This window comes from Paenibacillus sp. FSL E2-0177, from assembly GCF_037992975.1.
In the GTDB taxonomy this organism is placed as follows: domain Bacteria; phylum Bacillota; class Bacilli; order Paenibacillales; family Paenibacillaceae; genus Paenibacillus_AQ; species Paenibacillus_AQ odorifer.
The window spans coordinates 1056608-1080176 of the sequence record NZ_CP150307.1 but is presented as its reverse complement, the minus strand read 5'-3'; the positions used below and the strand labels follow the sequence as shown (position 1 = coordinate 1080176).

Sequence of the window (23569 nt, the reverse complement as noted above, 5' to 3'; positions counted from 1 at the left end):
TATTATCTGTTTTTTTCAGGGTACCTCACACCTACTAAAGTGATCTTTCAGGTGTAAAATATTGATCGGATGTGACAAATTTCGATGAAATGGAACACGATTCGCACAAAATTGATCGTTTTTATCCTACTGCCAACGTTAATCTGTATTATGGCCACCATGTTTATTAGCTATCACTATAGCACTCAATCCCTAAGAACAAGGGCAGTAGATGAGAATACGAACCTCCTCTTTCAAGGCAATAGAAACATCGAAAGTCTGATTCAGGAGATCAATCGTCTCTCCCTTATCGTCTATTCAGATTCAGATTTCTACAGATTGCTCGAAGCGGGATACGAGGATATGGCAGCAAACACACGAATTTATTCTTCTCTAAATTACATTTCTTCATCCATGCCAGATATATCCCAGGTGTATCTTTACGGTGTCAAGGATAGAAAAGCCACTTTGCTCACCCAAAATACACCCAAACGTTGGCAGGGTATCCCCCCTTATGCCGACTCAGAGATCACTAGCAGTTCTCCTGTGTTTATACAAAGTACACATATAAGTCACAGCTATGGCCTAACTTCACCTATCCCGCAACTCATACCGGAGCCTGTGTTCACATTGCATAGACGAATTGAAAGGATTCCAACTACCACTCCACTCGGCTTCCTGTCGATCGATGTTAAGCTAACGGCTCTTACCGACATCGTCAGCCAGTTATATGATCAGAAGCAGGAGAACATTTGGCTGCTGGATGGCGATGGCAGGATTGTATACGGAAGCAACAGTGAGGAATACGGCAAGCGCCTACACGCTTCTTGGTACAACAAGCAAATCGCCACAACTCAAAGCTCGCAAGGGTATTTTGAAGAGGAAGATGCTGTGTTTATTTACCAAAGAATCGAAACCCAAGGTTTAAATTGGACCCTCGTGAAGCAGATTCCTACGTCCTATCTTTTCCGGGAAGCCAATGAGGCGGCAGCGATCAATATAATCCTCCTTGTTCTACTTTTGATTACAATTGCCACGTTAACGACCCTGATCTCTTTTCGAATCACGGCTCCTATCAAGCAGTTGACTCGTTACATGAATCAGGTGCAGACCGGTAATCTTGATGTTGAAATTCAACCTATGGGCAAAGATGAGATTGGCGTGGTTACCGAGCGATTCCGCAGTATGATGGACACGATCAACAACCTGATTTTAAGAGAGTACAAACTGGAATTGTCCAATAAGACCAATGAACTGCGGGCACTGCAAGCACAAATCAACCCGCATTTTCTGAATAACACGTTACAGATCATTGGCACGCTGGCCTTAGAGCTTAAAGTGCCCCAAATTTACTCACTTCTTTCAGCTCTAGCCAAAATGATGCGCTACAGCATGTACAATGAGGAGAAGATCGTAACTGTTAAGGATGAGCTGGATCATGTCAAAGCCTACATTGAACTGCAAAAGGAACGTTTTGAAAATAAGTTCAGTTTCCGCTACGATATGGAGGAATCACTTTTAGAGACGTTTATGCCGAAAATGATTTTACAGCCTATTGTAGAAAATTATTTCAAACACGGATTTAATCTTTCCCGCAGTGACGGATTCATTGAAATCACCGCAGCAAGAGTGGATGACAACCGGATGGAAATCTGTATCCAAAATAACGGAAATGCGATCCCTTCAGCGAAGTTAGATCTTTTAAAGCAGAAGCTACAGCATCCTACTAGAACAGATATAGATTTATTAAGAAATACAGAGCAAACCAAGGAAGCTACAGGATCAGGTATTGGTCTGCCGAACGTTCTGGCTCGACTCAAGTTTGTGTGCGGAGATAGCGCCACTTTAACTGTGGATAACCTTAGAGCGGGCGGAGTAGTAGTGAAATTGGAAATTGAAATTATAGCGGAGCGTGAAAAGATATGAAGGCGTTGATTGTTGATGACGAGGCAAGAGTTAGAAAGGCAGTCAGACTGCTTGTCGACTGGGACGCCCATCAAATAGATGAAATTCTGGAAGCCGGAAGTGGAAATGAAGCCATCGAGATCATCCGGCAGGCTAAACCAGCATTAGTCATTATGGATATGATGATGGAATCAGGTAATGGGATAGAGTTAATGACCTGGGTGAACGAATTCGCCGGCAACACTAAGTTTATTGTAGTCAGCGGACATAATGATTTTGAGTTCGTACGGCAGACTGTGCGGCATGGGGGTATTGATTATATCCTGAAACCTATCGAAGCCGAGGCAATCAATGTAGCGGTAGCTAAAGCAGTTGCAGCCTGGCGCTCAGAAGAAGACGACCGAAGCGAACGGCAGAAACAGAGTATTCAGCTTAATGAGTTCAAGCCCATTTATGGGGAAAAGCTATTATCTGCACTAATTGATGATCCGATCAATTCTGATTTATCTTTGCGGAGGTTATGCAGTGATGGTATCATTCCGGAAAACATCCATTCCGCTCGGTTAATATTGGTGCAGACAGATGCGGGTAACAATCCGTTGATTAAACGTTTTGGCGGAGACACCGAGCTAATGAACTACGCTATCGTCAATATTTGTAATGAATTTTTGCACAGTCCGCATAAGGGTGTTGCTTTTCGTTATTGGGGAGGTCCTCCGGAGATTGCGATTATTCTGTGGGATATTCAAACCTCTGTTGTCGAGCTAATAGGCAGAATCAATCATGGCATCTACTCTACCTTGCAGGTCCGAATGCATTTTGGAATCAGCAGCATCGGCAACTTACCTAAGCAGTTACCTTATCAGCGTGCAGAGGTGGCAGAGGCATTACAGCGCCGAAACTTATTAATTCATGAGGATTACTGCCATTTCTCCTCTTCCTCCGAAGAATTCAGAGATCGTAAAGAGATCGCCAAAGCAGAGGTTCGCGGTAATGTATCAACAACGAACTTTGCTGACGTCAAGGAAGATTGGAAAATGGCAGTCATCAGCGGAAGTCCAGAGATATTATCAACAGCTGCGCAGCACTGGGTAGATGAGCTTAGCCGAGGCGGAGTTGTGACACCAGAAATCCTAAACTCATGGAAAAATGATGCTCTACTATTTCGTTCCCAGCTGGTACGGGAAATGTTAGGCCCTGAAGCTGAAGGTGCACTGGCCGAGCTTGAACAGGCCGACCAGCTTCACCCAGCTCCTTATACGAACGGTTACTCGTTCTCCTTATTCGCTTGGCGTGACTGGTCGTATACCCTAATGCAGGAGCTGGCTGAAGTAATCGCCCTGAAACAAGCTAAAGAACGTAATCCGATGCATGATATCGTCAAATATATCGAGCTTAATTATGCTTCCGACCTGTCCTTACAGGAAGTGGCCGGAAAGTTTTTTGTTAGCCGTGAATATATTTCCCGCCGATTCAAACAGGAATACGGGATTAACTTTTCCGACTTTATTGTTAATATCCGAATAGATAAAGCTAAACTACTATTGCAGAATCCTCGTCTGAAGCTGACCCAAATCTCCGAAATGGTCGGTTTTCATGATGTTAAATATTTCAGCAAAGTGTTTAAGAAGCAGGTTGGATCTTCACCTAAGGACTACCGGGACACATTTAAGAGTTGATCAATACCAGTTTAAAAAGGCGTCCGCAACCGTCTTACCGGCTATGCCGTTCGGATGCGGGTCGTCTTGTCCACTCATATATTCCGGTCTGATCCGGTGATCGTCTGGTGCAGGCAACGATAATAGGCTTGCTATATCAAACACACGGTCTACTCCAGCGGGTGGGTTAGTCAGGATTTCATGATTCACTCTACGCCAAGTTTCTTCTCTTGCCTCCTGAAAATTAAACGGCGGCACCGTACTTAGAATAATACTAGCATCAGCATTTGCTGTTTTGATCTTAGCAATAATAGTTGTCAGATCACCAAGTAACTCATCTGCAGAGCGGCAGCCAATATCAATATCATTTACGCCGAGGACAATCATCAGTTCATCACTCTGTTTAGCTTTGTGAAGCCAAGGGCCATCCGCAGCCACATCATACGCTCTAGCCCAGCCTGAGCCCAGATTCCATACGCCAATCTCTGCACCAAGACCATCCGCAATTCTCGCTGCCCAATATTCGTATCCGTCCTTTAATGTCCGCACACCTTGAGTAATCGAATCTCCCAAAAATACTAGCTTCTTATGCACAGCTTTCTTATACCCGATATAGCTTGGCAGTACCAAAAGCTTGTCAGATTCTGTAAACCCATCGGCTGATTCCTGTGTAGCCAGATTTCCGGGCGCATCATAAGCGGTTGCCAGCATCCCTTCTACGTTGAAAGGAATGGATTTGCCCTCAGTAGTTGTCTTAATTGTCCATGTAAATGCTAAGTAATGGCCATCGGGAAGATTGATACTTGTCTCATCACTCCAGAAGCATTCACCGGCCGCTACTGACTTGGAGACATTGCCTTCAAAGGTGACAGCATGTTGTGTATGCTCAATAATAGCTCCGTTTGGCTCAGTCCCTCCATCCGCGATAAAAGCCGATTCGATTACCCAACTGCCCCCAGGCTCACTGCCCGAAGCTTCAAGCCCTTGGTCCCAGGTGGAATCCACCGCATTGCTATGCCAAAATTTCAGCTGCAACGGGCCGTTTTCCCGTAAACGAATATAAGTCCGGAAGGTATGTGTAAAAGGTTCTTGCCTATTCATAATAAAATTAGCGGCGGTTGAAAGAACCGTAGCAGAGGTATAGTCCGTCTGATTCAAAACTCCACTTCCCTTAATTAAATTAGTATTCATAACGTTTCCCCCGTTATTAGTTAAGATTGTAACACTAAAACCTCTCCTATAAACCAGGGAACGGATCATTCACCCAATCTACAAGAGAGGTTATGGCTATATCAATATGCTTTAAGAAATCATCTTATTTCAATGTAATGGTAAACGATGCGGATTTTGCACCTGCGTTTACTTTCACTGTAGTCTCATCTACTTGCTCTGCACCTTCTACGGAAGCGATAGCTCCCAGATCTTTAAGGGAAAGCGAGAATTCTTTACCGCTGCCTTCTGCAGTAACTGTTACGCTGTTGCCTTTGCGGGCAGCCTTCACAGTCAATTCTGGAGCACCTTTAAGATCACGTACGGTTGCAGAAGTAGTAGTACCTTCTTCAAGTGAATACAGGCCAAATTTCACGCCATCCGCAAAGTCGTAATCCGGTTTGTTATCGATGCTGCCGATTGCCAGCAAGGAGTTCTGACGAACGAACAGTGGCAGGCTGAAGAAATCATATTTCTCTTTGCGCCATGATCCGCCTTGTACAGTTTCACCAGATAACAGGTGAGTCCAGCGACCTGCTGGCAGATAGTATTTCACTTCGCCGTTTTCTTGGAAAATAGGCGCTACGAGCAAGGAATCACCCAGCATGTATTGGCGATCGAGCACTTCACATGTTGGATCTTCCGGGAATTCCATAACCATCGCCCGCATAGAAGCCCAGCCATGCTCTGCAGCCTGCCCAGCCACATCATACAGGTAAGGCATCAAGCTGCATTTAAGCTTCGTGAAGAAGCGGGTAACATCACAAGCTTCATCATCGTACGCCCAAGGCACACGATAAGAAGTGCTGCCGTGCAGACGGCTGTGGCTGGACAACAGTCCAAAAGCTAACCAGCGTTTAAATACATGTGCCGGAGCAGTGTTCTCGAAACCACCAATATCGTGACTCCAGAAACCGAAACCGGACAAGCCCAGGGACAAACCGCCGCGAAGGCTTTCTGCCATGGATTCATAATCTGCGTAGCAATCTCCGCCCCAGTGAACTGGGAACTGTTGGCCGCCAGCAGTTGCAGAACGTGCGAACAATGCTGCCTCATTCTTGCCAAGCTTCTCTTCCAATACTTCAAATACAACTTTGTTGTACAGTTGAGTGTAGTAGTTGTGCATTTTCATCGGATCAGATCCGTCGAAATAAACTACATCTGTAGGAATCCGCTCACCGAAGTCTGTCTTGAAGCTGTCTACGCCCATATCTACCAAATCACGCAGGTAGCCGGCATACCATTCACAAGCCGCAGGGTTAGTGAAATCCACCAGTCCCATACCCGCTTGCCACAGGTCACATTGATAAACATCGCCGTTAGGCTTTTTGATCAGGTAGCCGTTTTTCTTGCCTTCTTCAAACAAGCGTGAACGTTGACCAATATAAGAGTTGATCCATACGCAGATCTTCAGGCCTTTTTCCTTCAGGCGTTTCAGCATGCCCTCTGGATCTGGGAATACACGTTTATCCCATTCAAAATCAGTCCATTGATACTCACGCATCCAGAAGCAGTCAAAGTGGAATACATGCAGCGGCAGATCACGTTCTGCCATACCTTCTACGAAGGAATTTACAGTCTCTTCATCATAGTTGGTAGTGAACGAAGTTGTCAGCCACAAGCCAAAAGTCCATGCTGGTGGAAGCGCTGGTTTACCAGTAAGAGCAGTATAGTTGCTAATAACGTCTTTAATGGTAGGTCCATCAATCACGAAGTATTCCAAGCTTTCTCCAGCTACGCTGAATTGGGCTTTTTTCACTTTTTCTGAAGCGATTTCATAGGAAACCAATTCCGGATGATTCACGAATACGCCATAACCTTTGCTTGATACGTAGAAAGGAATGTTTTTGTAAGCTTGCTCAGAGCTAGTGCCGCCGTCTTTGTTCCAGATATCAACGGTTTGTCCATTTTTCACGAAAGCGGTAAAACGTTCGCCCAGACCATATACGAATTCGCCTACGCCGAGATCCAGCTCATCACGCATGTACGTGTTACCGTCTTGGTCGGTGATGTAAGCCATGGATTTAAAGCCACTGCCTGTAATACGTTCTTCGCCGCGATAGAAATCCACCGCCCATTGTTCGCCTTTGCGAATCACTACACGAAGTCCGCCGCTGATCAGCACGGTTTCGAGATCCGTTTCTTCAATCTTCACATGATCGCCAGTACCTTTAGTCAGTTCGAAAACCGGACCACGTTCCTGTACACCATCATGATGAATAATTTTAATGCCTACCACGCCTGGAAGCGGGGAATGGAATTTTACAGTAAGCAGGGTTGAATTCAGCGTTGCTGCGCGCCCTGTGATTGGAGTCGTTTGTGTAATTGCTGTTAATCCTTCGGGAGTCTTTTCTACAACATAATTTTGAACTGCGCCGTTAATCGTGATACCTTCACGAACCAGCCAGAGACCATCAGTAAATTTCATTGTGTACTTGCCACCTTTCAATTTGGTGTTTATAGTTGCATTATACCGATAAAAAATGAACAAAACTAATACTATATAGCTCATTTATAACACTATTTTGATGTTTTTTAAGAAAAGAGGCCTTTATATGGACCGTACAACTCAGAGTTTGCTAAAAGAAAACAGAGTTCATGGAGATAGTATGTTTCCACTCGCTGCTTATTGGATAGAACTTCCATCCGGAACGCATGTACTCGATACACATTGGCATGAAGAAGCGGAGTTCTTTATGCTGCTAGAAGGAGAAATTCTGTTCCAAGTAGACACAGAATATTTTCCACTCCGCGCGGGCGAAGCGGTATTTATCGAATCTGGCGATATACACGCCGCCTATGTGCTGAACGAAGACACCCCCTGCAAATTCTGTGCGCTTGTATTTCTGCCTGATCTTTTGGCTAGCGCCCAGTACGATACGATCCAGCAAAACGCGATTTTGCCACTGCAAGAGAAACGCCAGAGCTTTCCGAGACATATTACACCCGATGTCCCTTGGCAGCAGGAGCTGCTTCATCATCTGGAGCAAATGATGGAGGCATACGCTAATAAAATGCCCGGATTTGAGACCTTTATGAAAGGAACTTTGCTAATCATGCTTTCCAAGATTACCGCAGAGGGCCGATTTGAGAACCGCAGCCAATCGGATGATGCTGATACCACCAAAATTAACCGCCTTAAAAAGGTGATCCTTTATATCCAAGATAACTATCAGGAACCGATACGTACCCGTGATCTATCAGAGCTTATTCCCATGAGCGAGGGGCAATTCTGCCGCTTCTTCAAAATGATGACTCGTAAAACGCCAGTCGATTACATCAACTCATACCGGATTCGCCAGGCTGCCGATCTGCTGCAACAAAGTGAAAGAAAAATATCCGACATCGCATTCGAGGTCGGATTTGATAATGTAAGCTATTTCATAAAGGTTTTCCGTAAAGCGATGAAATGCTCGCCTTCGGAGTTCAGGAAAGGTGCAGGCTAGTTTCATCTACATCATAAAAAAACGATGGATTCCAACCTGATTTTTAGGAAATAAAACCTTTTGGAGGCTCGCGATGAACTCACCGATTCTTAGCTTTATCACACCGCCTATTCCTTATTTCATAGACTGTGGCCGTGCTCACTACAATGCTGGAGACTATCATATCAGTCGTAATTGCATCGGCGTATTTGATCTAATCATTGTTAAAAAGGGAATGTTGCCCATCGCCGAGAACGAGGTTTACTGGGAGCTAAAGGAAGGAGAATTCCTCATCCTTCGTCCAGATGCCCATCACTATGGCTTTGCCCCTTGTCCTATCGAAACAGAAATCATCTGGATTCATTTCCAGACCTTCGGCAGCTGGATCGAGTGTCAGGATATGAACGAATGTCTGGAGAATCAGAGCGAGCTCATCGAAAGCCATAAACAAAAAGCTTATTTAAATCACTGCGATGTATGCTCGATCTTTATTCCGAAGTATACGGAAATATCAGAGAAGGCAATGGAGGTATTAGAGTTCTTTTTCCATCTGGAACAAGAACCCCAGTCGATGCGCAACTGGAAGCGCCAAGCCTCCTTTCAACAGTTCCTGCAATTCTTGGACCGCGATCTGGCCGAGGCATCCGATGCAACCGCCATTCATCTTGCCGAGAAGATTGAATTGTTCATTCGGCAAAATTATACTCGTGATGTCTCTAACTCCTTACTTCAAAAAGAACTTAACTATCATCCCAACTATCTCGCCAAAAACATGCTAAAAATATACGGTGTGACCCCTATGGCCTATCTCCTGTCCTATCGTCTAGAACAATCCAAACGGCTGTTAATTCAAACTTCCTGGTCCATTGCCCGCATCGCTGAAGAGGTTGGCTTCCATCATATTACTTACTACTCTTCCTGCTTCTCCAAGAAAGAAGGCATTTCTCCCTCTAACTTTCGACAAAAATTCACCGGTAAATAGACATTACAAAGCCTGAAATGGAAAATATCTTCCTCTTCCGGGATAGTTTGGACAAAAAAGCTGTTAAGCGTCCATCAAACAACGCTGCGGCTAACAGCTCTCTTTATTAAATATTACTGCTGATTTGCCGATATATTATAGATAGATCTTATCGTCGTAGGAGGATAATGAACCATGCATATAACGAATATGACCTCATCTATGGGAACGAGGTTTAATGTATCTGTTAGTCACCAAACTCATGATAAAACTATGAAATCAAACAGCAATACTAGTGGTAATGGTAATGGTAATGGAGATAAATTATCAATAAGTAAATCTGCAAAAGCTGCTTTTCAAAATCAATCCAAAATGGACGGAATGGTTAACTCCCTGCTTAAACAAAAACAAAATATCATCGACAGTAAGAACAGTCTGATTGAAAGAACTACCAAAAGTTCACATAATCTCGAATCTATTCAAGATCAACTTAAGGAGTTCGACAAGCAGCTCCAAACGATTGACCAACAAATTGCAAAATACAGCTTCGAAGAGCAACAAAAGAACTTAGAAGATGCTCAAAAAGCTAATCCCAAGGATGAACCTAAAACCGAGCAAGAGATACAGAATGAAAGATTGAATACGATTGTTTCTGTAAGCCAAGATGTTAGCCAAATGGAGGTAGTTTCTTCTACCCACACTAAGATGCGTGGCGAGGCAAAAGTTCTGACCAAGGAAATAGAGCTGGACGAGGCTCGTTCTACTCATTCCGCAACAGCCAAACGGGAGCAGTTATCCAAAATCGAAACTAAACTATCGGAAATGAACGAAACGTTAGGCGATGCCATGAAAGACACGGGAGATAAAATTAAAGATCAGATCGATAAAGCAGGTTCAACAGAAATTAAACCTTCTGAAGAGAACACCAATGAGCGGACAGAACAATTAGCTACCTATCAAGAAATTCAACGTTTAGCCGAAGAATCTGATAAGTCGCAGCTAGAAATACTACTCTAACAAGGACAAGATTCCCTATATAAAAAAGCAATCGGATCTCCTCCGCATCAGAGGGTCTGCCGATTGCTTTTTTAGATGCAGCTGATGTTACTTTTCGGCTATTCCTTCCGAATCACAATAAAGCAGGTGCTGTCCGGCAGCGCCACTTCCTGTCCGCTCTCATCCATGAACCTTACTCTATCACGCAAAGCTTCGGTATAACCTTCTTGCAAGTAATGCCGGAAGACCTCAATCTTTGCCTGCTCTCCTAAAATCTGTTCAATAAATGAGGCAAACTCCGTAGGGGTGAAATAACCAAACTGTTCTTGGACTTCGTGAATATAAGCCTCTTCGCCCCAGGTATAAGTATATAAAAATTCCATGGCATCATTAACGGGCATGAGCACTTCTTGTTCCCCTAATCTCTGAAACTGAATCTGACGTCCAGCAAAATCCTTCGCATAACGCTCCAGCCACACCAGACCGTCCTCTTCCAGAAAGCGAACTCTCCGCAGCAATGATGCAGGTTCAGTCATGATCCCATCGCGGATAATGATAACCCCGCCAGCTGACAATACAGCAAAGGCACTTCGCAGAGCTGCGGAGACGGTGTCGTGATTGAACTTATTACCATTTAGCGGCACATAAGAATATAGCTCATGCAAAATCGAAGAGAAAATTACCGTGTCCACCGTTCCGGCCTCAACGAAATCTTTAAGGTTCAACGCATCTCCCTGCAGCACCTCCCAGTGGCGACCTTCCCGCTGCTTGCGTTGTCGCAAGGCTTCCACTACATTGCTTGATATATCAATGCCGATAGGAGTAACCTCGGGCATACGCTCTTCCAGTAAATCCAGCAGCACACCGCCGCCCGGACCGATATCCAGCACTTTTTGTCCAGTGACATGATCTAGAATTACAGCTTTATAATCTGCTGTATTATTCATTTGGCTTAAGTAGGTATCTTCATTATGAAAACGGTCAAAAGCATCCCTGCGCAACTCGAATAGGTCGAATAACAGCAATACAGCACGTTCATACAAGGGTGATTTTTCAGCTTCCATACAGAATTCGATCAGCTTCTCTGCCGCTGCCGAGAATTGGAATTGAAAAAATACCGTGTCTGGCAGATGTTCCTTAGAATATTGCCGCAAGAGTAGGTGAGGGTTCTCAGCAGGCAAAGTCCCTTGCTCGATATCCTTCCATTTAAGCTCCGCTAAAGATTTTTCGATAATCCGCTTCTTATAAACATTGGTCTTCTTAACACCCTTGTAATCGTAGTAAATGCTGTTCATGACATGCTCGAAGCTGATATGGCTTAAGGATTGATTCTGCGCCCTCTGGGCAGCAAGCACCATCACCTTCAGAAATTGCTCCAGCGAAAAGGTCTGTAATGCAGATTCTACATACCAGAAGGTAATCTTACTTAATGACTCCAACCGTTCAGCATGGAAACCTTCCTGCGTCAGCTTAGCCCATTCCGTAGTGAAATCCTCTCCTCTAGAGATCGGACCCAGCCGCATTCTGCGCAGCCGTTCCTTCATCGGCATAGGACTAGCAAGATTGCCTGAAGAAATCAGCTCAATAAGCTGCTTCACTTCATGCTGCACATTCTGCCATAACTCGGGAGACACAGCTCCGATGATGCAATGATTGAGCACGGTCAGCAGGCGTTCCAGTTCCTCCGCGGTCAGCAGCTGATCTTCCACTATATCATGGAGTGGCTTATTGACTTCCGGCGGCACTTCTCCGCGAATTTGCTGTCCTATAAGTCCATGAGTCTCAATAAGCCGCTGAATCATCGCACCTTTCTCGGAGACAGCCCTCCCTAAATATCTCTCATATAACTGCGCGGAACCTAAATTATGTACAAAACAATTGATCCCTTCCTCCTGCCAAACCAGCCGCTCCTTTGCTGTACCTCCCTTAGCCGTTTCTGACCAAATTAACGTTTCTTCCACCAGCTCTTTTATCCAAATAGAACGGGGAAGTTGGTCCAGAATCTGCAAGCTACGTTCCACATAGTCCAGTACGGGATTCCTGCGATCCAGCTCCTCCAGAGATTCCACACGTTCCAAATTTACAATCTGCTCCTCCGCTTGGACAATAAGCTTCAGCCAGAGGTGATCCTCCAAATGATCTTGCACACCTTCACGGTATAAGGCGATGGCTTCCAGTGATTTCAGCATATGCTCCTCCTTCGCTCCAAAGTGGAGACTATAAAGACCTATTATTATATATATACAATCCCGTTAATTAAAAAACAGAACCAGGACTCATGAAATAGCCATGTCCCGGTTCTGTTTGCATTCCTATCATTAGGTTCCGAACCGCTGCCGATACCCACATTTGCGGCACAGCTCCTCCACCGCTTCTCTACGTGAGAAGCCATAGAATAAATTGTTCGCCCGCTCCCCCTCTACAATCTCTGAGAACGGAGTTTCATGGATGTTGCCTAGGTTAATTACTCCTTCACCATCCAGACAGCATGGCACAACCGTGCCATCCACAAGGATTGCCGCTTGGCTCCGCAGGGCATGACAGAACCCTTTTCCGTCATCTTCCGGCTCATTCAGCGCTGGCCAACGGAACTCATGATCCTGATTAAGGTAGATGCGTGGGGCAATCTTGACACCACTGCCAGGCACAACCTTTTCTTCGATCTTGAAATCCAAGTTGAAGGCTTCCTCCAGCAGGGCAAGGGTTTCACGGTTACGGTTTCTCTCCAGATTCGTCAGATTATCCTCCGTCAAATTCCACAAGCGGAAAGAAATAATAACCCCTTGCGCTGAGGCTTCCCGTACAAAAGAAATTATCTCTGAAAGATAGCCTTCACGGTTCTCTGACCCTTCATGCCCATCAAAGCTGTGCAGAGAAAAGTTCATCTGACGCAGTGCGGGCTTACCAAGAATTTTAGGTCCGGCTTTATGAATTAACGTGCCATTGGTTGTAATATTAACCTTGAACCCTTTGGCATGAGCAGCATCCAACAGTTCACCGATCTTGGGATGCAGCAACGGCTCCCCTTTGACGTGAAGATAAATATGATTGCTGTGTGGTTTAATTTCATCCAATATCGTATTAAACGTATCAAGCTTCATGAAATTTTTCGTCCGGGCGGTTTGTGGACAAAAGCTGCAGGCGAGGTTGCAGACGCTCGTTATCTCAATATAAACCTTTTTAAAAGTCTTCAAGTCCTGCTCCCCATTCTATTTATTATAAATCTGAGGCATAGCGGAGACCGATCTGTGCTCTGGCTTCCTCCATAATCTCTGCTGCGGCCATGGAGTTCTCATGAGTATTAATTCTGCTCTCCCGTTCACCATTCTTAATCAAGTTGATGAATTCTTCAACCTCATAATACATAGGTTCAAACACCTGAGGCAACGTAAGCTCCTCAACTGTACCATCACGATAGTAAATTTTCACCTGATAAGGCTCATTGATCTTGTCGATCACCATCGTACCGTTCTCTCCATGAATCTCAGCTGGCAGATAGGAGTCGGAAATCTTGGAGTGCATAACTACCGCATCCATATCGTCATACTTCATAATGAGACTTCCTTCACCATCCACACCTGACGAGAGCATGACACCCACTGCCTGTACTGATTGAGGCTTGCCAAAGAGCACTACCATTGGATACAAACAGTACACTCCAAGATCCATTAACGAGCCATTGGAAAAAGCGGGATTAAACGCATTTAACACAGTCCCCTGCCGGTAGGCATCATATCTGGAGGAGTACTTACAGTAACTTGCAAAATAACGGCGAACTTGGCCGAGTTTATACAAATTATCACGAATCACTCCAAAGTTCGGCATAAAGGTCGATTTCATCGCCTCTACCAGTAGCACATCATTTGTGCGCGCAGCTTCAATCATAGCTTTAAGCTCCGTACTGTTGGATGCAGCCGGTTTCTCGCAGAGCACATGCTTGCCGTGATTTAAGCACATAATCGCTTGTTCTGCATGCATAGAATTTGGGCTGGCAATATATATAGCATCTACATCTTTGCTTTTCACCATATCTTCCAAATTCGTATAAATTGTAGCTCCCGCATATTTAGCAGCAAAGGCCTGACCTTTCTCCATTGTGCGAGAGTACACGGCTGTCAGGATAAACTCCTCATTCTCCAAGCCGGCTTGCACGAAGCGGTCTGTAATAAAGTTTGTTCCAATGACCCCGAAACGAATTGTCATGATGTTATCCCGTCCTTTTTAGTTATTACTAACTCTACATGCTATTTTCTCACTCATAGGTAGTCATGTCTACTTTTTAAGGCAAATTAACGACAATTTCTGATAAATTCAGCAATTCTCTTGTTACTGGCGGAGCACCGCTCATCGTACAACGCAAAAAAAGGCGTATCCCAGCCACCCTTTCATGGCTTTTGAGATACCCTTTTTTTGGAGTTACAATCATTCCCCGAGCTTACAGAACCAGATGAACTCTATATAATTGTCCAGCCGCCATCTACAAACAAAGTCTGACCTGTAGTGTAGCTGGAAGCATCTGAAGCAAAGTAGAGCACGGCGCCGTTTAATTCTCCCGGATTACCAGGGCGCCCCATCGGACACACTGCGTTGTACATTTTTAGCGCTTTTTCTGCAAATAACGTATTCTCAGTCATTTCAGTTTTGAACAAGCTTGGTCCAATCGCATTAACAGTGATACCATGCTTAGCATAAGTTGCCGCCACCCCTCTTGTCAGATGGATCACTCCACCTTTAGCAGCATTGTAAGAATGCGTAGGGACCGAAGCTGAAGCTGTAAGGCCTAGCATTGAGGCTGTATTGACGATTTTGCCGTAATTCCGTTCCTTCATATGCCGGATCACATGTTTCGACATCAGGAAAACACCTTTTAAATCCGTATCCAGTACCCGATCCCAAGCTTCTTCTTCCAGCGCCTCAATCGGAACCGCATCCACCACACCAGCATTATTCAGCAGAATATCAATTTTTCCAAAGGCTTCCATAACCTTTTGAACAGCCACAATAATCTGGTCCTCTTTTCTTACATCACACTCGATAGGAATTATTCTGCGTTCAGGGTATTTAGCCCGGATATCCTCGGCTACTGCTACAAGCTTGTCATATCTTCTGGCCAAAATAGCAATGTCTGCTCCTTGCTCAGCAAGCATCTCTGCGAATTGTACCCCGATCCCACTGGATGCTCCTGCGATAATAGCTGTCTTACCCGTCAAATCAAAAAGGTTAGTCATTCTAATTCCTCCTAATGTTTGGTTAGCCGATCCTTCTTCGGTTTCATTTCGCACAAACTCACTTCAAACACGTAGGCTTATACTGAGGAAACAGGTTGCAAATTGTTCTCCCACCAGTCCCAGCGGAGATAGCAGTATGGAAGATACTCCATTGGATTCAGAGGCTCCAGAATTTTACCTTTTTCAAGCACATTTGTACTGACGGTGTAAACCGCGCCCAGCATATTCACAACTTCAAGCTCACTCCAAGGATCATGCGGGGAGTCTTGGAAGGTGATAGAGGCTTCAGCCGCTTTATAGACTTTAACCTCACTTACTAAACGCTGTGTGACCAAGGTTGGCATCAGATCGAAGCCGTTTCCGTCAATTGCATTGGCATATTTGATGTTATACAAAGGGATATCTTTGCCGTAATATGCCTCCAGAATCTTCTCGGCTCCATTGTCATTGAAGTGTCCATCCATAGTGGCTTTTACGTTGAAAAAGTCAATGCCATGCCGGCCGATTGCCCCATCAATGCCATCTTCTGAGGTGTTCATACGCACATCGGCCATTTTCTTAGGCAGCCCACATACTTCCCGGCCCATAGCCATCCCGATATCGCTTGTAATAGGCATCGACAGGCAGTAGTTGCCTAATTGTCCGTTATAGTCCGCTAGAACGAACAATCCAGCTTCACGATAAGGTGGACAAAAGTTCGTAGCTGGGTAATTGGCGATAAAAGCATTTACCAACGGCCGGCTTGTTGGCTTCAGTGGCTTCGGCAACAAACGCTCGATAATCTCTGGTGTGGTCTCCCAATACACCGTCAGCATCTCTGCATCATAAAAGGTGGTTGGCTTGCCTCCGTATTTCTGCATATCTGCGAAACTTTTCACAAAACTCACCATGAATGAACCCTCCTTAGATTAGTAACCCTTTAGTTCAGCACAAAAGCCGTTTCGAATCCAGATTGAATGGCCTGTCCGATTCGGCCTGGCTTGCCTGCATCGCCGATCACCTTCACATTAGGCAGTACCTGCTTCAGCTCATCAACGAATGAGCGATCGGGTGTAACACCAATGGATAATACAACAGCATCCGTCTTTTTCAGCGAAGTTTCCCCCGTGGACGTATTCTCAAGCACAATCGCGCCATCCTGCACTTCTACCAGCTTGGTTGATGCTAAGAGCTCCACGCCGTTCTTTTTCAGTCTAGTCACAATGTCGATCAGATTTGGCAGATAGGCATCTGGACCAACCCTCGGCTGCATTTCCACCACCGTGACCTGATTTCCCATATCGGCTAAATATTCAGCCGTTTCCAGCCCTGTCATGCCGGAGCCGATGACCACAGCCTGCTTGTTCTTAATCACAACTGATCCACTAAGTACGTCAACAACGGTGCAGACCGCTGCCTTCTTCACTCCCGGAATAACAGGCACTATAGGCTGTGCCCCAGCGGCAACAAATACCGCATAAGGGTTCAGTTGCTTCAGTTGTTCCAGCGTAGGTTTCGTAGAGAGACGGACATCAACATCCAGTTCCTCTAACTGATGCTGCATATTATCAATAAACCAGTTCAGCTTCTCCTTCAATGGTGGCCGGCTTCCCAGCTCCACGCTGCCGCCTAGCACATCTCTGGCTTCGAACAGTACAGGTTTAAAATCTCTGAGCGCCAGAATCCGTGCTGCTTCCATACCTGCTGGACCCCCGCCGATCACAGCTACTACTTTGCCAGCGCCATCTTTTGTTGGTTCTGCAAATTCAAGCTCACGGCCCACTCTGGCATTGACAGCACACTTGATTACCTTGCACTCCATTACTTCCTGAATACAGTACAGGCAAGAGATACAGGTTCTGATCTCTGCTTCTTTGCCTGCTGCCGCTTTGTTACCCCACTCCGGATCGGCCAGTTGGGCTCTTCCAAGGGCTACAAAATCCGTATTTCCTTCCTGTAGCAGACTCTCAGCAAATTCAGGCTTACGGATCACATCACAAGCAATCACTGGAATTTGCACCGCTTGCTTAATGGCTGCGGAGAGATGTTTTTTCCAGCCTTGCGGGTAGGATATCGGCTCAATGATCGTATTGGATGATTCATAAGTGCCGGAGCTTACATTTATGCAATCCACTCCGATGCTTTCCAGATGTTTCGCAGTCTGGATAGCCTCATCCAGTGTAATCCCGCCTGAGACAAATTCATCGCCGTCGATTCGCACCGATACAGGGAATCCTGCGCCACAGGTCTTTTTGATGCCAAGCACAATTTCGTTCAGGAATGACATTCTACCTTCCAGTGAACCGCCATATTTATCAGTTCTCAGATTGGTAAGTGGGCTCAGAAACTGTCCTACGAGATAGCCGTGGGCACCATGGATCTCCACACCATCAATACCTGCTGTTTTAGCTATATAAGCTCCGAACACAAATTTACGAACTAACTCTTCTACCTCTTCAGTAGACAGCTCCCGGGGCATTTCCCCAATCGCTGAAGACATCACTGCGCTAGGAGCAACAATTTGTTTGCCTCCAATAAGCCGTCCGTGATTTTGCCGGCCCGGATGCTGGAGCTGAAGGAATATTTTGCTGTCATGACGATGCACAGCTCTTGCCAGTTTCTCCAGACGCGGCACAAACAGCAAGTCACTTGCATTCAGCTGGTTCGGTGTACCTACTCCGGTCTCATTATCCACACGCGTAATTTCCGTAATGATTAGACCACAGCCACCTGCGGCACGTTCCTCATAAAAAGCAATCATTTCATCCGATGCTTCACCACTGGCCGCAGCCAGTGACGTTCCCATAGCCGGCAATACAATTCTATTCTTAAGTTCAAGGCGTCCAATTTTACCTGCTGCAAACAGTTTTTCATATTTCATCTGCTTAGCACCTCCACCTTTAGTTTAAGGCGTCCAATACTTTGTGAATATATTTACAAGCACTAAAAATCACTTCTTTATAGTGCATATTGCACTATTATTGAACCAGGGGGCGATATGAATGGATGTTTCCTTAAATGAGCAAGTATCAGGTAAAATCGAAATGGAGCATTATACCGCATCTTTGTTTACTGCATACATTTCAGGTGCAGGCCTTTCAGCTATCGTACAGACAGCTGCCGAGCTACTGCAGAATCCCGTCATTGTATTTGATTGCAGCTTCAAAATTGTAGCTCACTCTGACCTTTCCGATATCGACGATTACATATGGAGTGATAATATCCGCAAAGGTTATTGCTCTTACGACTTCATTGCGGCCGTGAGCAAAATGAACAGTGTCCAGCGTGGGAAACAAAGCGATGAATCTTATGAGGTAACCTGCGAGGAAACATCAAACTCCAAACTGATCTCCAAAATAAAAGTAGCCGGCAAACAAATCGGCAATGTATTGCTTCTAGGATGCACAAATCCTTTTCGCGCCAGAGATAACGAGCTGCTGTCCATCACCGCTACCATACTTGCCGAAGAGATGGGCAAAAATAGCTACTATCGCAACGCCAAAAATATAAAAGTTGAAGATTTTATCTGCGCATTGCTAGAGGAACAGCTTCAGGACAACCGGATTATTCAGGACAGGATGCGGAGTGCAGGACTAAAGTTCGGGAATCAGCTGCTTGTGCTGCTGTTCGATCTTACCTGGTATGAGGGTTCAGGCCGTTATGATGATTATTTAAGAGAACGTTTGCAACAGCTTTTTCCGGGCAGTCCTTCCACCTATTATGACGGGCAGATTGTAATGATCCATGATGGAAATCTCTCCAAAGAGCTTGTAAATAAGCAGCTGCAGGAATTTCTAGCCCAAACCGGCATTTCACTTGGCATCAGCAATATGTTCACTAATCTTACGCAATGTAGGAGACACTATCTTCACTCCCGAAACGCTATTCGGATCGGTACCATTCTCAGCCCGCAGCAGCAGCTGACTTACTATTCAGATATCCAGCTCTATGAGATGCTCTCTGCTGATGTTGTGTTTAACGAGGATAATAACTACTACCATCCAGAGCTGCTCAAGCTTCAAGAATACGATACTGTGCACCAGTCCAATCTATATCATACCTTTTACGTTTATCTCAAAAATAACCGGAACATGCAGATTACCTCAGACGAGCTGTACATTCACCGGAATACACTCAGATATAAGCTCGATCTTATCAGCAGACTCCTGGACACCGACTTTACCGATTCTGAAAAAATGCTGTCGTACTATGTCTCTTACAAGGTCGCTGCTTTTTGTGAAAAAGCTAGGGAGCAGACCCGTACGCCGCAACGTTAATGTTAGAAGCTACTATAAACGCACAAACAGCCCCCGTCCTTATCCCAAGAACGGGGGCTGTGCTGTGAAGTAGGACTGTATATGATATTACAATCCGTAAAAAGCTTGCAGCTGACGCACGATTTCATCCTTGTCATGATCCACTACGGTTTGATGTTGTGGCATCTCGAACAATGCTTTAATCTGTGCCGGGAATTCCTGCTTAATATCGATCAAAGTAATTGCCTCATCGAACTTAGCTGGATGTGCAGTCGCAAAGGTAATGCCAATCTCATCCGGGCCATTAAAAGCTTCGTAAGCCGCGATTCCACATGCTGTATGTGGATCAAGCAGGTAGCCGTATTCTTTTTGATACTTAGCGATCGTATTCAAGCATTGATCATTCTTCACACCCAGCGCTGCAAAATCCTTCTGCACCTGCTGAAGCGCCTCGCCTTCAACCGTAATCTTGCCTTCGGTTTGCAGCTTGGACATATACGCGGATAACTTCTCAGAATCCTCGCCTACCAGATAATACAGATACCGTTCGAAATTACTTGCCACTTGGATATCCATCGAAGGGCTGTAAGTGCTTGTGAAATTACCTGGTTTGTATTCGCCAGTATTCACAAAACGCTCCAAAATATTATTTTCATTCGTAGCAATGATTAGCTTGTTAATAGGAAGCCCCATTTGCTTAGCCAAATAGCCCGAGAAAATATTACCGAAGTTACCGGAAGGCACGCTGATATTAATCTTTTTCTCGTTGCTGCCATCGACATGCAGATATGCATAGAAATAATAAACAGTCTGCGCCAGAATCCGCACAAAGTTAATGGAATTAATTGCACGCAGATGATACCGACCTTTAAAGTCCAGATCTGCGAACAGATCCTTAATCACCTTCTGGCAATCATCAAAGTTACCATGAACAGACAGATTCAGTACATTGCTGTCGTCCACCGTAGTCATCTGCAGCTCCTGCACTTTACTTACCTTGCCATGTGGATGGAGAATACAGATCTTGATGCCTTCTTTGCCGCGTACACCTTGAATGGCCGCCGCTCCAGTATCCCCAGAGGTTGCACCGAGGATGTGGATGATTTTGTTTTGTTTTTTGGAAATATATGAATACAGCTCACCCATAAACTGCAGCGCTACATCCTTGAAAGCAAAAGTAGGCCCATGGAACAATTCAAGGACATATAAAGAATCATCCACTTGGTGTATAGGTGTTACTTCAGGTGTGCGGAAATTGGCATAACTGGTGTTGACCATTTCCTGCAAATCCTCGTAAGGAATCTCATCATTGGTGTAATAGGCAACAATCTTCAGGAACAACTCCTGATAGCTGAGACTTCTCCACTCTTCCAACGTTGCTGCTGAAACCACTGGAATCTCGGATGGAACCATCAGCCCACCGTCGTCCGCAAGTCCCATCAACACCGTATCAATAAAACCTTTAGGTTCCACATTACCTCTTGTGCTTATAAACTTCATGCTCATCCTCCTGAACCCCTCGTTAATATATGACAAGAATATATGATAAGAAGAAACAACGTTGTCGTCCTATATAGAAGACAACTGTTTCTCGCAGAAATATAAGGCTATTATAGTTGTACCACTTATAAATTCTTATAATTAACTATAAGTTTCACCCTAAACGTTATCCTTAAGCTAGTTAGGGATGATAAAGCTATTTCTGCTTGTTTTCCCTATATACTACCACGTTTACGCGCTAAAGTCCGTTAATTCTTTGTCTTATTTTGCAGCTCTCTCCAGACCGTTTTGTTGCTGTACTGCCGTTCTGTACTAACATCCTTACCGAACCATTCCGGCTCTTTAAAGCTTTCCGCTTCCTCCAGAGATTCAAATTCAACCTCCAATACGGACAATTTCAGCTGGGAATATACGTCGATCTCAACCGTTATGCCATTCCACACCGCTGTAATTCGCTCTTTGACCAAAGCTACCGCATTTACCGCTTCGATCATCTGATTATATAAACCCTCTGAGATAAAATATTCGATCTCTTCGCGTTTGATCCCTTTGCCATCCTTAAACGTATGCGTGTAGGTTACCTCACCTGAGTCCAGATCCGTAATTTTACGCACACGAAGCTCTTGACCACCATCTATCGCCAGATATGTCTGATCGATATTATGACGGGTAACAATCTTCAATTCTCCCTTTTGAATCAGCTGCTCCGGAAATTCCGGCAGCAGAAACTTGCGTTCGATCTCCAAAGCCATGATGTTTCGCTCCTCTTCGTGTCATATATTTTTATATTAATAATCATCATAGGGGTGTGACAAACCCAAGTCAATGTGGATTATAGGGAAATAGGACATGCTCTTGCTTAAAAAAGGCTACCGTGGGGCTCATTGTGGGATTTATGGAGGTTGTGGAAAGATAGGGCTCACCATAGATTACTGGAAACTACGGATAATTAGTGAGTCAGCCGGCGATCATTGGGAAGCACCATTCGATTAGTTGATCAGTGTGCCACTGGTGAGGCTCCCCCATTCGATGAGTTGGTTCCGCTCCACGGGTCGCACTCACCTATTCGATTAGTTGGTCACGCTCCACGGGTCGTACTCACCCATTCGATTAGTTGGTCACGCTCCACGGGTCGTACTCACCTATTCGATTAGTTGGTCACGCTCCACGGGTCGTACTCACCCATTCGATTAGTTGGTCACGCTCCACGGGTCGTACTCACCTATTCGATTAGTTGGTCACGCTCCACGGGTCGTACTCACCCATTCGATTAGTTGGTCACGCTCCACGGGTCGTACTCACCCATTTACTTACGGACCGTATAGCCACTATTTGCGAAAAAAACGCATATTTGAGATGGTATCGGACCCAGGTGCAGCTATTTACTCCAAAACACCCCATATGGTCGCGATAATTAGCCAATAACGTCGCTGGGGTCCGAAAGTAGCCTCAATTGCCTCTTTTCTAGCAAATAAGGACTCCTGAGTCCGATCCGAAGCAGGGTACCTAGGAACCTAGCAGAAACCAAGGGAACTCTCCATTAAAAGTAGCTGACGCCTTCTCATTCTTAACCCAGACCAAACCCTAAAGATTAGACCATCGTTAACTGGTGGCACTCCCCCATACTTTCTCATACTTCCTCATACTTCCTCATACTTCCTCATACTTTCTCATACCACCCCTACTCCCCATTCACTTACGGACCGTATAGCCTCTATTCGCGAAAAAAACGCATATTTGAGATGCTATCGGACTCAGATGCAGCTATTTACTCCAAAACACCCCATGCGGTCGCGATAATTAGCCAATAGCGTCGCTGGGGTCCGAAAGTAACCTCAATTGCCTCTTTTCTAGCAAATAAGGACTCCTGAGTCCGATCCGAAGCAGGGTACCTAGGAACCTAGCAGCAACCAAGGGAACTCTCCATCATATGTAGCCGGCGCCTTCTCATTCTTATCCCAGACCAGACCATAATGATTGGAGCATCGTTAACTGGTGGAACCCCATCATACTACCTCATACTCCCTCATACTCCCTCATACTTTCTCATACTTTCTCATACTCTCTCATACCACCCCTACTCCCTATTTACTTACGGACCGTATAGCCACTATTTGCGAAAAAAACGCATATTTGAGATGGTATCGGACTCAGGTGCAGCTATTTACTCCAAAACACCCCATATGGTCGCGATAATTAGCCAATAGCGTCGCTGGGGTCCGAAAGTAGCCTCAATTGCCTCTTTTCTAGCAAATAAGGACTCCTGAGTCCGATCCGAAGCAGGGTACCTAGGAACCTAGCAGCAACCAAGGGACTCTCCATTAAATGTAGCCGACGCCTTCTCATTCTTATCCCAGACCAAACCTAAAGATTAGACCATCGTTACTGGTGGCACTCCCCCATATCTTACGGACTAATAAAAAACCGAACGAAAATCAGAGGAAATCCTGAAATCCGGTCGGCTCGACGGCAG

At 45.2% G+C, this 23569-nt stretch carries 16 protein-coding genes; 6 read left to right on the top strand and 10 right to left on the bottom strand.

Translation table 11 applies throughout. The features are described 5' to 3' along the window. The first annotated feature begins 84 nt into the window (after positions 1 to 84). Together MHI25_RS04775 and MHI25_RS04770 are read left to right on the top strand one after the other, a co-directional pair. Entirely contained in the window at positions 85 to 1905 is a 1821-nt protein-coding gene (locus MHI25_RS04775) for a sensor histidine kinase (protein ID WP_076129607.1), read from the top strand. Next, positions 1902 to 3563 (top strand): helix-turn-helix domain-containing protein, encoded by a 1662-nt coding sequence (locus MHI25_RS04770; RefSeq protein WP_340395056.1) that lies wholly within the window; start codon positions 1902 to 1904, stop codon positions 3561 to 3563. Before MHI25_RS04775 ends, MHI25_RS04770 begins: the two co-directional genes overlap by 4 nt. On the opposite strand, the gene MHI25_RS04765 is transcribed toward MHI25_RS04770, so the two are convergent. Together MHI25_RS04765 and yicI are read right to left on the bottom strand one after the other, a co-directional pair. Next, the gene (locus tag MHI25_RS04765; RefSeq protein ID WP_340393385.1) at positions 3564 to 4733 is read right to left on the bottom strand and encodes a GDSL-type esterase/lipase family protein; all 1170 of its coding nucleotides are present in this window, start codon (positions 4731 to 4733) and stop codon (positions 3564 to 3566) included. It lies immediately after the preceding gene. A gap of 124 nt (positions 4734 to 4857) precedes the next feature. Next, entirely contained in the window at positions 4858 to 7179 is a 2322-nt protein-coding gene (gene yicI, locus MHI25_RS04760; RefSeq protein WP_038568831.1) for an alpha-xylosidase, read from the bottom strand. Positions 7180 to 7306: 127 nt separating this feature from the next. On the opposite strand from yicI, the gene MHI25_RS04755 reads away from it, so the two are divergent. From MHI25_RS04755 to MHI25_RS04745, 3 genes are all read left to right on the top strand, one after another. Next, positions 7307 to 8197 carry an AraC family transcriptional regulator gene (locus MHI25_RS04755; protein ID WP_076129611.1) on the top strand — a complete coding sequence of 297 codons (891 nt, stop codon included), beginning with the start codon at positions 7307 to 7309 and terminating at the stop codon, positions 8195 to 8197. 73 nt (positions 8198 to 8270) lie between these two features. Continuing rightward, positions 8271 to 9158, top strand: a complete 888-nt coding sequence (locus MHI25_RS04750; protein WP_076302813.1) for a helix-turn-helix transcriptional regulator — start codon at positions 8271 to 8273, stop codon at positions 9156 to 9158. Between the two features lie 174 nt (positions 9159 to 9332). Next, positions 9333 to 10154 (top strand): hypothetical protein, encoded by an 822-nt coding sequence (locus MHI25_RS04745; protein ID WP_280753470.1) that lies wholly within the window; start codon positions 9333 to 9335, stop codon positions 10152 to 10154. Between the two features lie 98 nt (positions 10155 to 10252). On the opposite strand, the gene MHI25_RS04740 is transcribed toward MHI25_RS04745, so the two are convergent. From MHI25_RS04740 to MHI25_RS04715, 6 genes are all read right to left on the bottom strand, one after another. After that, positions 10253 to 12322: a class I SAM-dependent methyltransferase gene (locus MHI25_RS04740; protein WP_340395055.1), complete on the bottom strand. Its 2070-nt coding sequence runs from the start codon at positions 12320 to 12322 to the stop codon at positions 10253 to 10255. A gap of 129 nt (positions 12323 to 12451) precedes the next feature. Further along, the gene (locus MHI25_RS04735) at positions 12452 to 13327 is read right to left on the bottom strand and encodes a radical SAM/SPASM domain-containing protein (RefSeq protein ID WP_076282120.1); all 876 of its coding nucleotides are present in this window, start codon (positions 13325 to 13327) and stop codon (positions 12452 to 12454) included. A 22-nt stretch (positions 13328 to 13349) separates the two neighbouring features. Then, the gene (locus MHI25_RS04730; protein ID WP_038568824.1) at positions 13350 to 14336 is read right to left on the bottom strand and encodes a Gfo/Idh/MocA family oxidoreductase; all 987 of its coding nucleotides are present in this window, start codon (positions 14334 to 14336) and stop codon (positions 13350 to 13352) included. 251 nt (positions 14337 to 14587) lie between these two features. Further along, a complete protein-coding gene (locus MHI25_RS04725) occupies positions 14588 to 15361 on the bottom strand; it encodes a glucose 1-dehydrogenase (protein WP_036680744.1) in 774 nt (257 codons plus the stop codon). A gap of 77 nt (positions 15362 to 15438) precedes the next feature. Next, the gene (locus MHI25_RS04720) at positions 15439 to 16251 is read right to left on the bottom strand and encodes an acetoacetate decarboxylase family protein (RefSeq protein ID WP_340395054.1); all 813 of its coding nucleotides are present in this window, start codon (positions 16249 to 16251) and stop codon (positions 15439 to 15441) included. A 29-nt stretch (positions 16252 to 16280) separates the two neighbouring features. Then, the gene (locus tag MHI25_RS04715; protein WP_340395053.1) at positions 16281 to 18221 is read right to left on the bottom strand and encodes an NAD(P)/FAD-dependent oxidoreductase; all 1941 of its coding nucleotides are present in this window, start codon (positions 18219 to 18221) and stop codon (positions 16281 to 16283) included. Between the two features lie 121 nt (positions 18222 to 18342). On the opposite strand from MHI25_RS04715, the gene MHI25_RS04710 reads away from it, so the two are divergent. Next, positions 18343 to 19617 (top strand): helix-turn-helix domain-containing protein, encoded by a 1275-nt coding sequence (locus MHI25_RS04710; protein WP_076194388.1) that lies wholly within the window; start codon positions 18343 to 18345, stop codon positions 19615 to 19617. An 87-nt stretch (positions 19618 to 19704) separates the two neighbouring features. Here the strand turns inward: MHI25_RS04710 and thrC are convergent, their stop codons facing one another. Together thrC and MHI25_RS04700 are read right to left on the bottom strand one after the other, a co-directional pair. Beyond that, on the bottom strand, positions 19705 to 21096 hold the full coding sequence (thrC, locus tag MHI25_RS04705) for a threonine synthase (RefSeq protein WP_076276806.1): 1392 nt from the start codon (positions 21094 to 21096) through the stop codon (positions 19705 to 19707). A gap of 248 nt (positions 21097 to 21344) precedes the next feature. Continuing rightward, positions 21345 to 21848 carry a CYTH domain-containing protein gene (locus MHI25_RS04700; protein ID WP_076302808.1) on the bottom strand — a complete coding sequence of 168 codons (504 nt, stop codon included), beginning with the start codon at positions 21846 to 21848 and terminating at the stop codon, positions 21345 to 21347. Positions 21849 to 23569: the final 1721 nt, after the last annotated feature.